General features: G+C 60.2%; 9 protein-coding genes. 3 read left to right on the forward strand and 6 right to left on the reverse strand.

Translation table 11 applies throughout. From position 1 onward, the window contains the following. Window positions 1-252: 252 nt before the first annotated feature. From CKO36_RS17440 to CKO36_RS17450, 3 genes are all read right to left on the reverse strand, one after another. Window positions 253-1,404, reverse strand: a complete 1,152-nt coding sequence (locus tag CKO36_RS17440) for a glycosyltransferase (RefSeq protein WP_200286144.1) — start codon at window positions 1,402-1,404, stop codon at window positions 253-255. After that, a complete protein-coding gene (gltX, locus tag CKO36_RS17445; RefSeq protein ID WP_200286146.1) occupies window positions 1,404-2,822 on the reverse strand; it encodes a glutamate--tRNA ligase in 1,419 nt (472 codons plus the stop codon). Before gltX ends, CKO36_RS17440 begins: the two co-directional genes overlap by 1 nt. Window positions 2,823-2,934: 112 nt before the next feature. Next, window positions 2,935-3,303 (reverse strand): VOC family protein, encoded by a 369-nt coding sequence (locus CKO36_RS17450; protein ID WP_200286148.1) that lies wholly within the window; start codon window positions 3,301-3,303, stop codon window positions 2,935-2,937. A gap of 82 nt (window positions 3,304-3,385) precedes the next feature. On the opposite strand from CKO36_RS17450, the gene dapC reads away from it, so the two are divergent. Then, window positions 3,386-4,594, forward strand: coding sequence for a succinyldiaminopimelate transaminase (gene dapC, locus CKO36_RS17455; protein WP_200286150.1), 1,209 nt, complete (start codon window positions 3,386-3,388; stop codon window positions 4,592-4,594). A 16-nt stretch (window positions 4,595-4,610) separates the two neighbouring features. Here the strand turns inward: dapC and CKO36_RS17460 are convergent, their stop codons facing one another. The 3 genes from CKO36_RS17460 to CKO36_RS17470 all read right to left on the reverse strand — a co-directional run bounded on the left by CKO36_RS17460 (window position 4,611) and on the right by CKO36_RS17470 (window position 9,465). After that, window positions 4,611-7,694: an efflux RND transporter permease subunit gene (locus CKO36_RS17460; RefSeq protein ID WP_200286152.1), complete on the reverse strand. Its 3,084-nt coding sequence runs from the start codon at window positions 7,692-7,694 to the stop codon at window positions 4,611-4,613. Then, complete coding sequence (locus CKO36_RS17465) at window positions 7,691-8,836, reverse strand: efflux RND transporter periplasmic adaptor subunit (protein ID WP_338053519.1); 1,146 nt, start codon at window positions 8,834-8,836, stop codon at window positions 7,691-7,693. The genes CKO36_RS17460 and CKO36_RS17465 overlap by 4 nt, the downstream gene beginning before the upstream one ends. Before the next feature lie 116 nt (window positions 8,837-8,952). Continuing rightward, window positions 8,953-9,465 carry a potassium channel family protein gene (locus CKO36_RS17470; RefSeq protein ID WP_242469708.1) on the reverse strand — a complete coding sequence of 171 codons (513 nt, stop codon included), beginning with the start codon at window positions 9,463-9,465 and terminating at the stop codon, window positions 8,953-8,955. Between the two features lie 550 nt (window positions 9,466-10,015). Here CKO36_RS17470 and CKO36_RS17475 point away from each other — a divergent pair. Together CKO36_RS17475 and CKO36_RS17480 are read left to right on the forward strand one after the other, a co-directional pair. Then, a complete protein-coding gene (locus tag CKO36_RS17475; protein WP_200286156.1) occupies window positions 10,016-11,242 on the forward strand; it encodes an IS66 family transposase in 1,227 nt (408 codons plus the stop codon). A 164-nt stretch (window positions 11,243-11,406) separates the two neighbouring features. Further along, window positions 11,407-12,147, forward strand: a 741-nt coding sequence (locus tag CKO36_RS17480) for an ABC transporter substrate-binding protein (protein WP_242469706.1), incomplete at its 3' end; no start/stop codon positions are given.

A 12,147-nucleotide genomic window follows, 5' to 3' on the forward strand; every position in this document is an offset into this window, starting at 1 on the left:
CTCGGCCAAAAAGTCACTGCCGCTGAGTTGGCTGCCGTCAACATCAAGCGACACGACTTCCATGGCGACTGGAATTACACTATTTCACCAGCACAAAATGGAACACTTATTTTGTGACAATCCCTTAGGTGGCATCAAGTCGGACGACTATGCCACAACACCCCCACCAACCGGGCTGTGTAGCTGGGCCCCTCGTAGCGCCGCCAGGCGCCAATGGCATGGGGGTGAGGGAGTGTCATGTGTGCAAGTTCGTCACGCCGCACGCGGCTTCTTCCAGGTATAAACTGCGGTCACGGCATAATTCCATACCACTCCAACCAAAATGCCGGCCAGCGCCGAGAGCATCCAAAAGGATTCGGCCTGGAACAGGTAGTTTGCTACTCCGACATTGGCGAAGGCGCCGATGCTGCATGCCATTACGAAAGACAGCCAGCCGCGTAGCAGGTCGCGTCCGCGCAGGCGCATGTCGCTGTAGGTCAGGAGGTTGTTCAGGAAGAAATTGCTGGTCATGGCGACCAGGGTGGCCAGTGCTTGGCCTGTGAGAAAGCTGGTACCCAGTAGTCGATAACAGCTCCACAGCACCAGCATGTGCACCAGCACGCCTGAGGCTCCAATCAATGAGAATCCAATGAAGCGCGCCGGAACGCGGGGGCCGACCAGTTTCTGTACCAGCATCAGCAGGTATTCCCATAGTACCGCGTTGTCGAGCTTGCTGGCGCCGGTCTGGCGGGTGCGAAACTGGTAGGGCAGCTCTTCGAAGCGCAACGGGCGTGGATGGCTGGCAAAGATGTCGAGCAGAATCTTGAAGCCCACGCCACTCAAGCGGCGTACGCACTGGTGCAGCACCTCGGCGCGCAGTACAAAAAAACCGCTCATGGGATCTTTGAGATCGGCCTTGATTAGCCGCCGGCCGATGGCGCCAGCCAGGCGACTCATTGAGCGGCGCTTGTCGTCCCAGCCGCCCAAGCCGCCGCCAGCGACATAGCGGCTGCCGACTACTAGATCGAGCTGGCCGGCTTTGAGTCGTTCGAGCATGCGTGGCAGCAGCGTCTCGTCGTGTTGCATGTCGGCATCCATTACCGCCAGATAGGGCGCGGTGGTGGCCAGCATGCCTTCGATGCAGGCTGAGGACAGGCCGCGCCGACCGATGCGCTGGAGCACCCGCACGCGGGCATGTGTGCAGCCCAGTGCACGCACATGTGCGGCGGTGCCATCCGGCGAGTCATCATCCACCACGATCAGTTCCCAGTCGAGGCCGTGCAGGACGGAGTCGAGCGCGCGGATCATGACCGGGATATTGGCCGCTTCGTTATAGGTCGGGACAATCACCGCCAGCTCGGGCGTGCAGCCGGCTGAGCCTGAACCTGGCGCGGTGGCGCTGGTTTGGGAATCGGAGTCCGCCATCAGGCTTGGGCAGCGCGCGCATCAATGAAGGCCAGGGCGCGGTCGATGCGTCGCAGGGTGGCCTCTTTGCCGACCAGATGCAGGGTGACATCGATCCCCGGCGAGGCGGCGCGTCCGACCACCGCCACCCGCAGCGGCTGGGCGACCTTACCCATGGCCAGCTCCAGCTCGGCGGCCACCTGATCGACCTGATGGTGTAGCAGTTCAGGCTGCCAGTCCTCCAGCGCCAGCAGTTCCAGCGCGGCACGCATGCGCACCAGCGGCTCGCGTGCCACCGGGCGCAGATGCTTCTTGGCCGCTGCCGGGTCGTAGTCGTCGAAATCCCGATAGATAAAGGTGCTGATCTCAGCCAGTTCGGCGAGCGTCTTGGCGCGCGGCGCCTGCGCCTCGACCACGGCGGTAAGATCCGGGCCGGCGCTGGGGTCGATGTCCAGATGACCCAGATGAGGGCTGAGCAGATGAGCGATGCGCTTGGTGTCGCCATGCTGAATGTAGTGCTGATTCAGCCAGGCCAGCTTGGCATAGTCGAAGGACGCAGCGGCTTTGTTCACCGCGCCGATGTCGAACAGCTCGATCATGTCATCGACCGAGAACATCTCCTGATCGCCATGCGACCAGCCCAGACGCACCAGATAATTCAGCAGTGCTTCGGGCAGATAGCCCTGATCACGAAAGGCGATCACACTGACGGCGCCATGGCGCTTGGACAGGCGACTGCCGTCCTCGCCGAGAATCATCGGCAGATGGGCATAGCGCGGCGGTTCCTTGCCCCAGGCGTTGAGGATGTTGATCTGGCGCGCGGTGTTGCCGAGATGATCATCGCCGCGGATCACATCGGTGATGCCCATTTCGGCATCATCGACCACCACCGTCAGGTTATAGGTCGGCGAGCCGTCGCTGCGGCGGATAATGAGGTCATCGAGTTCGCCGTTGTTAAAGGCCACGCGCCCGCGCACCCGGTCATCAACTACTACCATCCCCTCGACCGGATTGCTGAAGCGGATTACATGCGGCTCGGAGGGATCAATCGATTTGCCGCGACAGTGACCGTCGTAACGTGGCTTGACCTTGGCGGCCATCTGGCGCTCGCGCAGCTTGTCGAGGCGCTCCTTGGGGCAGTTGCAGCGGTAAGCCAGTCCTTTGTCGAACAGCTCATCGATCACCGCCTGATAGCGCTCGAAACGCTGGGTTTGATAAAAGGGCCCTTCGTCATAATCCAGCCCCAGCCAGGTCATGCCCTCCAGAATAGCGTTGACTGACTCCGGGGTGGAGCGTTCCAGGTCGGTATCCTCAATGCGCAGGATGAACTGCCCGCCATGCTTGCGCGCGAAGAGATAGGAAAACAAAGCGGTACGAGCACCGCCGACATGCAGAAAGCCAGTCGGCGAAGGGGCAAAACGGGTGCGGACAGTGGTCATGGGTGGGACAGAACCTCGGCATTAGTATGGTGAGTGGGCGTCAGCAGGCGCGTCAGGAGCGCCAACGGAATTCTAGCAGAGCAGGCGCTGTGGTTCGCGCGCGCCTGGCGTTTCAGTCAACCGCGATCAGTTCCAGAGTATTGCCGTCCGGATCGCGACAAAACAGCGCCCGCCGCCCCGATTTGCTGCGAGTGAACCCAACCCCGGCGGTCTGCAAGCGCTCCGCCAAGGCTTCGAGTTCAGTCACGCGCACGGCCAGATGCCGGTCGCGTCCGCCATGCGCCGGACGCCCCGCGACCGGATCCGGATTCGGTAGCTCTAGCAGATGCAGCTGTGCCTCGCCCAGGCGCAGCCAGGCGCCGGGAAAGCCAAGTGCCGGGCGACTGGGCTCCAGCGGCAGGCCCAGCAGGTCGTGATAGAACGCCAGGGCGCGCGCGGTATCCGCGACGATCACACTGGCATGATGAAATCCCACAATCATGGCAAATCTCCACAGAGCCACCCGAACGCACAGAAGCAGCGCCCTATAATGGACGCTTTTACGCATGTCAGGTGGTTTGTTGATGAATACCGCGTTAAACCTACTCCAACCCTATCCATTCGAACGCTTGGCGGCGCTGAAACAAGGCGTAACGCCGCCGGCGGACCTCAGCCCGATTGCGCTGTCGATTGGCGAACCCAAGCATCCTACTCCGGTGATGATCCGCGAAGCGCTGATCGCGCACTTGCATCATCTGGCCAGCTATCCGAGCACCCGGGGCCTGCCGGAACTGCGTGAGGCTATTGCTAACTGGCTGATGTGGCGTTTCCAGCTGGGTGCGGCCCGCCTGGATCCGCAGACGCAGATCCTGCCGGTGAATGGTACCCGCGAGGCACTCTTTGCGGTGGCTCAGGCGCTGATCGATCCCGCTGGGCAACCCTTGGTAATGATGCCCAATCCCTTTTATCAGATCTACGAAGGCGCAGCGCGGCTCGCGCGCGCTGAGCCGCGCTATCTGTCCTGTACCGCTCGCCATGGGTTCTTACCCGATCTTGACGCCGTGGACGAGGCCAGCTGGCGGCGCTGCCAACTGCTGTACTGGTGCTCGCCCGGCAACCCGAGCGGCGCGGTGATGGATCAGGCCAGCCTGCAACGGCTGATTGAACTTGCGCAGCGCTATGACTTTGTCATTGTTGCTGATGAATGCTATTCCGAGCTGTATCCGGATGAGCAGCAGCCGCCAGCGGGCCTGCTGCAAACGGCAGCAGCCATGGGGCTGGATGACTATCGCCGCTGTCTGGTGTTTCACAGTCTGTCCAAGCGTTCCAATGCACCCGGTCTGCGCTCTGGCTTTGTCGCCGGCGATGTGCGCCTGATCAACGCCTTCTTTGCCTACCGCACCTATCACGGCTGCGCCATGCCCATCCAGCACCAGCAGGCCAGTCTGGCGGCCTGGCAGGATGAAACCCATGTGCGCGAAAACCGTGCGCGCTATCGCGAGAAGTTTCAAGCCGTGCTGGAAATTCTGGATGGCGTCCTGGACTGCCAACAGCCCGAAGGCGGCTTTTATCTCTGGGCGCGTACGCCACAGGAAGATGAAACGCACTTTGTTCGCGAGCTGTTCGCCCACCAGCATCTGACCCTGCTGCCGGGCCGCTATCTGTCGCGCCCCGACCACACAGGCGAGGATCCGGGGCGCGGCTATGTGCGCATGGCGCTGGTGCCGGAGCTGCGTGAGTGCATTGAAGCCGCCGAGCGCATTCGCACCTATGTCGCTTCGTTACCAGCGTGATGTCGCCACATCGACTTTAATCGTGGCCTGTGTCAGATGAAAGCGCCGCCGGCGGCGGATGGGCAGACGCCTGGATTCCAAACAAAATCGCATACAAGGTTGGCACCACGATCAGCGTCAGCACGGTGGCAAAGCCGAGTCCGGCCATCATGGTGATGGCCATGTTGACGAAGAAGACATCAGGCAGCAGCGGGATCAGGCCGAGGATGGTGGTGGATGCAGCCAGCACCACCGGGCGCATGCGGCTGACACCAGAATCCAGAATGGCGCTGTGGCCGGGTTTGCCTGCGGCGATCTGCTGGTCGATTTCCTCGATCAGCACGATAGCGTTCTTGATCAGCAGTCCTACCAGCGCCAGGGCGCCGAGCATGGACATGAAGTCGAACGCGGCATTCGCGCCGAGCAGCCCGGCGGTGATGCCGATGATGGCCATGGGCACCGTGAGCCAGATGATCAGCGGTTGGCGCAGCTTGCCGAACAGCAGAATGCTGACCAAAATCATCGCCAGAAAGCTCGGCGGCAGCACGCCCATGAGCGCGCTCTGGGCCTTGGTCTGATCTTCGTACTCTCCGCCCCAGGACAGGCTGTAGCCGGGTGGCAGCGGCATGGCTTCGATTTGCACGCGCAGGCGCTCAAACAGCGGTGAGGCGAGTGGGCCACGCGGGTTGCAGGAGGCGATGATGGTCTGCTGGCGGTCGCGCCCGCCGAGCACCTGGTTCTCCCAGACGGTCTCGAAGTGGCTTACCACCTGTGCCACCGGCACCGCGCGCTTGAGCACCGGGCTCCAGACTTGCACGTCCTGGATGTTGTCGACGTCTGCGCGCTCACCGAGCGGGGCGCGCACCAGAATCGGCAACAGCCGCTCGCCGTCGCGATAGAGCCCGACCTGCACGCCGTCGAAGGCATACTGCATGGCCTTGGCGACCTGCTCGCGGCTGATGCCAAGCTGGCGGCCGACCTGTTCATTAAACACCGGGCGGATCACCTTTACCGGCTCGCGCCAGTCGTCGCGGATCTCCTTGGCATCCGGATCGGCGTGCATGATGGCCTTGGCTTCCTTGGCTAGCGTGCGCAGCACTGCCGGGTCTGGGCCGCTGAAGCGCGCCTCGATCTTGCTGTCACGCCCGGGGCCGATCATCAAGGTCTTGATAATGGGATCGGTCCAGTAAAGCTCTTCGCGCATGAAGTCATCGACCTGGCCCCAAACCTCATTGATGCGTTCGCGGGTGTCGGTGTAGACGGCGATCTGCGCATAGGCCGGGGTCTGGTCCTTGGAGTCATAGGTCAGCACGAAGCGCTGATGGGGGCCGCCAATCACTGTGCTGGTACTGACCACGCCTTCCAGGCTGCGCAGATAGTCCGACACCTTGAGGGCATCCTCACGGGTCTTGCGGATATCGGTGCCCTCCGGCTCCCACAGATCGACGAAGAACAGCGGGGTGTTGGAGCTGGGAAAGAACGCCTGCTTGACATAGCCGAAGCCCCAGAGCGACAGCACGAAGAGAACCACCACGCCACCCACTGTCACCCAGCGGAAACGCAAAGCCTTGGCGACCAGACTGCGGTAAATGCGGAAGGGAGCGGCGTTGTAGGCCGCGCTGTCGTCCGCGCCGCCGCTGCCGACTTTCAGCAACAAGGCACAGAGCACCGGGGTGGTGCTGATGGCGGTGATCCAGGACAGCAGCAAGGAGATTAAAATTACATAGAACAGCGAATTGGCGAACTCTCCGGTGCTGTCCTGCGAGAAGCCAATGCCGGCGAAGGCGAGAATGCCGATCACGGTGCCGCCGAGCAGCGCCCAGATGGTTTTGCCGACCGTTTCGCTGGCGGCCTTGTCTGGGCGTATGCCGGCGTTCATGCGCACCAGCATGCCTTCTGCGACCACGATGGCGTTATCGACCAGCATGCCAAGGGCGATGACCAGGGCCCCGAGGGAGATGCGCTGTAGCTCGATGCCGGCCAGGGCCATGATAAACAGCGTCCCGGCGACGGTGATCAGCAGCACGGCGCCGATGATGAAGCCCACCCGCAGGCCCATGAAGGCGAGCAGTACCACGATCACAATGGCTACCGCCTGGGCGACGCTGATGATGAAGCCGCTCACCGATTTGTCGACCACCTCGGGTTGGTTGTAGATGGCGGTCAACTCCATGCCGAGCGGAATCTCGCCCTGCAGTTCGGCAAGGCGCTGATCGAGCTGCCGGCCAACCTCGACCACATTCTCCCCACCCATCACCGAGATGCCGAGTGTCAGCGCTGGCTGACCGTCCTGGTAGAAATAGCGATCCGGGACATCGACGTAGGCGCGGCGAATCTCGGCGATGTCAGAGATGCGCAGCACCCGCTTGTCCTCGGAGCTAATCAGGGCATCGCCGATGGATTGCACCGAGTCGGACTCACCGGTCGGCCAGATGCGCAAATACTCGTTTCCAACCGCGATCTTGCCGGCATCGGCTACCAGGTTCTGCGATTGCAGCACCGAGGCGATGGTGGACAACGGAATACCCAGCTCGGCCAGGCGGGCGCGGGAGATCTCCAGATAGGCCACTTCCTGCTGCTCGCCGCCGATCACGATTTTGCGGATGCCGGGCACCAAAATCAGCTGCTTTTTCAGCGTGTCGGCAGTGTCCCACAGATCGCGCCAGCTGTAGCCTTCGCCGGTCAGTGCGAGATAAATGCCATAGACATCGGCGAAGCTATCGACCACCACCGGCGGCAGGGCACCGGGCGGCAGTTTGTGCTGCATGTCAGCGATCTTGCGCCGCAACTCGTCGTAGATGTTGGGGAAATCTGCGGCGCGGTACTTGTCTTTGAACTCGATGGTGACATCCGACATGCCCGGGCGCGAGACCGAGCGCTTGATGCCCTTCACCTGCTCCATTAGCTGGATGGCTTCCTCAACATGGTAGGTGACCTCATCCTGCACCTGCTGCGCGGAGGCGCCGGGGTAGAGGGTAATCACCTTGGCAAGCTTGACGGTAAAGGCCGGGTCCTCGAGCTTGCCCATGCTCTGAAAGCCCCAGATGCCGCCGCCGACCAGCAGGATGACCAGCAGCCAGGAAATGACTGGGGTCTTGACGGAGTATTCGGCGATATTCACGAGGATGGGACCTCATCCAGGCGCGGCTCGGCTTGCTCGCGCTGCGGTAGCAGGCGCACGGTCATGCCCTCGGCCAGATAGCCGACGCCGGCCACCACCACCCGCTGACCGGACTCCAGGCCGCCGGCGACTTCAATCGAGTTGCCGCTCAGGCGTCCGACCTCGACTGGTACCTGGGTCACCGTCATGGCCGGTTCTTCGACCACCCAGACAAAGGGTTCCAGCTCCGCGTCCGCGGTTACCGCCGTTGCCGGCAGGGTGAAGACCCGCTCACTGGCATTCACCTGGCTGAGATCGGCGGTGACCGTGGCTGTCATGCCAGGAAAGACCAGAAAATCCGTCGGCGCCGGCATGCTGTAGGTCACCTCGAAGGTCTGGGTGGCACGGTCGGCACGGGTCGAGACCTCGCGCAAGGCCAACTTGAAGCGTTGCTCGGGATGGCCGTCGAAGCTGGCCCAAGTCGGCACCCGCGCGCCGTTCGGCTGGTCACTTCCTGCCGGCTTGATGCTGCGGATGACGTTCTCCGGCACATCCACCTTCACCTGCAGGCTGTTGTTGTCCTGCATTGCCAGCACTGCCTGCTTGGCCTGCACTTCTTCGAATTGCTCAACATAGCGTTGGCTGATGGTGCCGTCGAAAGACGCCTTGAGCAGGGTGTATTCCACGTCTTGTTGCGCGCGTTCGAGCGCAGACTGGGCATTTTTGTACTCGGCCTCCTTGGCGTCAAAATCGGTGCGGGAGATGAAGCCGTCGTCGACCAACTCCTTGGCGCGGTTGAAATCATTCTGCGCGCGCTCGAAGCTCGCCTGGGCGTCGCGCAGCTGAATCTCATAGTTGGTCGCGTCCAGCTTCGCCAGCACCTGCCCTTCGCTCACCCGCTCGCCTTCCTTGACCAACAACTCCTGCACTGTGCCCGGTACCCGAAAAGCCAGCTCGGCCTTGGTCTCGGCATCCACCCGCCCGGGAAAGTTGCGCTCTCCACCCAGGTTGGGCGATTCCACCACCAGCGTCTTCACCGGCCGTACCGGCGGTGGTCCCTCGGGAGTGGCCTCTGGTGAGCAACCGGACAGGACAAAACAGCAGGGCAACAGCAGGAGCGCGACAACCGGCGCGCCACCTTGGAATAACTTAGGTTTGGACACGATAAAACACCCGGTGCTTGGCAGTGAGGGAAATTTAGCGGTAATAATAGCTGAAAAGCGCTTGTTGGGAGTCGGTTATATACAAGGTTGAATCCATCGGCCGCAGTACATCATCTTTAACCAGAATGGGGCGGCTTACCCTGCCTGTGTCGCACCGGCGCTTGGTCTTCCGCCAACGGCTTGAACCAGGGTTTGCGCTGCATGAAAGCGCCCCAGGTGCGCTGTACCACGGCAAACAGCAGCGCCGTTGACCAACCAAGCAGGAGCACGCCGTTCAGTGCCTCGACGCCAGCCAAGAGTCGCCCTTGAGCCGCTGTCAGTGTGATGTCGCCATAGCCAACCGTGGTGAAGGTGACGGCAGAGAAATAGGTTGCTTCTTCTATGGTGTCGATCACGGTCACTGAAGGCAGCCAAAAATACACAAGAGCCCAGACGTAGATTTGCAGGCAATGCAGCCACAGCAGCCCCAAGGCTGTCAAAATCACGGTTGCAAGCGCCCGACCGGGCGGCAGGTCACCGGCCGGCGTGACAAGGTAGCGAAACAACAGACGCACTAGAGCCATGGAGCCAAAGCCCTGAATCAGAACAGTGGCCACCACCACTGGGGCGCCGATCAGCAGCGGCAGCATCACAGGGATAAAGCCCCGGAAATCGCCGCTTCCGCGCCGCCCACCTCTCGGTGCTGCCGAGCATGGCAGCAATGGTGAGCACGATACAGTCCAGATGCGTTGAAGACGGGAGTTCTCCTGGCGATACGGCGTTCTGGGTGGAAGGCAACGATGCTGGTGCTGGCGATGGATCGACACCATCGGTCATTGAAGTCACTGATAAAAGTTCAGAAACAGTTGCGGGTTGCGGTTGGTTTTTGAATGCACGATTGTACACTGTATTATCTTGGGCTTCACAGATTCCGCATCACCAGACACGCCAAGCATGTACCAATAGAGCCTGATGGCCTTTTCAGCTTGGCACCGCTTCGAAGGCTCCTGCCCTTTCGATGCCAGTTTATGATCAAAGGCTTTCAGACTGGGCTCAGTGAAGTAGCGACGGAGGCTGGCCGGTAAAGAAAGGTGGTAACTCTAAAGCAACTGTAGCCGTACAGAGACCCTTGACTGCTGTCACCCAACTAGATCACGATAAACCCATCTTTGCTGCCCGATGATACCGCGCTCCTGACCGATGCACCTCAGCGACCACAGTCTCAGTCAGCTTGATAAAGCCTACGTTCAGGCTTTGGACGAGGCTCGGCTGCGTGGTCTGTCGCTGCGACTGCTGGATGACCTCAAGGAAGCGCGTGAACGGTTGCGGCAGAATCCGACCAACAGCTCGCGTCCGCCCAGCAGTCGCGCGCTCTGGGATCGTCCTTCGGCGGGTGACGAACGGGATGCGGATGAGACGGAGGACGAGGCGAGCCTCTCGGTGGAGAACGGCGAGGTGCCCGAGAAGTCAGGCGCTGCGGACACGACCACGACCACGCATCCGCAAGACCCGCCCGAATCCCCAGAGACGCCCGCATTAGAGGACCCTTCGCCCAAGACCGCGAAGCCCAAACGCAACCCCGGCAAGCCACTCGGGGCGCCCGGCTTTGGGCGCACCCAGATCCTGAAAGCGCACGAGACGCAACACCATCATCCTCTTACCTGCGAGGCTTGCGTCCGGGCGTTCTTGGACGATGCGCCCAGTGTCGCCTACGCCGGCTTTCAATCGGTCGACCTGGTGTGGGGCCATCCCGAGCAACAGGGGCTGTTGTTGCATGTCACCGATCATCGTCTCTATGAAACCGGCGGCGCTTGCGGGCATCAAACGCACGCGCGCGTTGGGGAAGAATCGGTCGATGATCCCACCTTGGATGCAGTGCGCCTGAGCGAATGGCGTCTGGTTGGTCCGGGTTTGGCGACCTTGATCGTCGCCCTGCGCGAGGCCGCTGCGGCGGCGGCACCGCTGGAAAAAGAACTAATCCAGGCGGTGGTGGACAGTGACTGGCTGCACGCCGATGAAACCTCCTGGCCGCAAGGCGCCGAGGTGTTGTGGCTCTGGGTCTTCACCCGTGCCACCGTCACCTTGTTCGCGGTGGGTAAGCGCAGGCGCGACGTGCTGGATCGCATTCTGTCGGGCTTCACCAGCTGGCTGATGAGCGATGGCTGGCCGAGCTATCGCCACCTCCCCCAGCGGCTGCGCTGCTGGGTGCACCTCACGCGCAAGGCGCAGGCCTTTGGCCATCAGGTTCAAAACGCCTTCGATACCCTGATCGGCACCATCCATGGCGCGCGTGATGGTCCGCCGGTCGATTTGCGCCGTCTCCATGCCAATTTGCTAGCCCAGTTGCATGCCGCGTGTGTGCGTCTGCTCGGGCATTGGCAGGCCAAGACGCGCGCCTTGGCGCTATCTGGCCGAGGTGATCGCTGAGCGCCGCGCCGGTCGCGCGGTGGCCCCGCTGCCGGCTCCAATGCTGGGTCTCTGAATCGTTACGATCAGACTTTTAGTCTGGTTCAATCTTTAATTGATAATACTAGATGAATGAGAAAGTAAATCAATAATTTGCTCTATATTGCTAAATTTAGGAGAAATATATGTGTAGTTCATTTTTACGCAACACATCTTCATTGCTTTTTGTGTTTTTAATTATATCTTTTTTACCGACGGTTGATGCAGCACCAGTAAAAGGTTCACATGTTAAAATATATGTCTCAAGTCTTCCTTATATTTACACATCTCATGCTGTAAATGGCGCACTTTTAAGACCCGCTAATAATGAACGTGGTTGGGAATACTATATGGCCACATCCCATTCGCAAATTAGCGATACCGTCTATGAATTTAAGTTACGTCAAGGTGTGCAGTTTCAAGATGGAACGCCATTTAATGCAGATGCAGTCATTGAAAATATGGAGTACTTTAAAAAGAAACCTTTTTTGTTTAGCAAAATTAATACCGTATATGACCATGCGGAAAAAATTGACGATTATACAGTAAGGTTTTACTTAAAAGAAAAGTACGGAACATTCCTGAATGATGTAATCTGGATTCAATTTTATACAACAAAATATCTCAAAAAATTTGGCTGGAATGGTAAAGCGACCTGCCCAAATCTGGCTGAAGCCGGTCCTTATGGATTAGGGCCTTATATTCTTAGTGAAGGTTATATAGAAGGTGATAGAAAAACAGATAAGGCAGTATTAATTGCGGCCTTGATCATGCCTTGGTCCATTGTTGCTAAGCCGCCACAGGCATCAGGTAGGGGCGCTTTGCCGGTCGAGGTCGTCGTCGAGCCGGCCAAGCCGGCCAAGGCATGCGTTCAAGCACTTGCTCAA

Source organism: Rhabdochromatium marinum (assembly GCF_016583795.1).
In the GTDB taxonomy this organism is placed as follows: domain Bacteria; phylum Pseudomonadota; class Gammaproteobacteria; order Chromatiales; family Chromatiaceae; genus Rhabdochromatium; species Rhabdochromatium marinum.

Bases quoted from the DNA above. Each gene is read 5' to 3' on its own strand.
- CKO36_RS17440 (WP_200286144.1), bottom strand. From the start codon at position 1,404: ATGGCGGACTCCGATTCCCAAACCAGCGCCACCGCGCCAGGTTCAGGC.
- gltX (WP_200286146.1), bottom strand. From the start codon at position 2,822: ATGACCACTGTCCGCACCCGTTTTGCCCCTTCGCCGACTGGCTTTCTG.
- CKO36_RS17450 (WP_200286148.1), bottom strand. From the start codon at position 3,303: ATGATTGTGGGATTTCATCATGCCAGTGTGATCGTCGCGGATACCGCG.
- dapC (WP_200286150.1), top strand. From the start codon at position 3,386: ATGAATACCGCGTTAAACCTACTCCAACCCTATCCATTCGAACGCTTG.
- CKO36_RS17470 (WP_242469708.1), bottom strand. From the start codon at position 9,465: ATGCTGCCGCTGCTGATCGGCGCCCCAGTGGTGGTGGCCACTGTTCTG.
- CKO36_RS17475 (WP_200286156.1), top strand. From the start codon at position 10,016: ATGCACCTCAGCGACCACAGTCTCAGTCAGCTTGATAAAGCCTACGTT.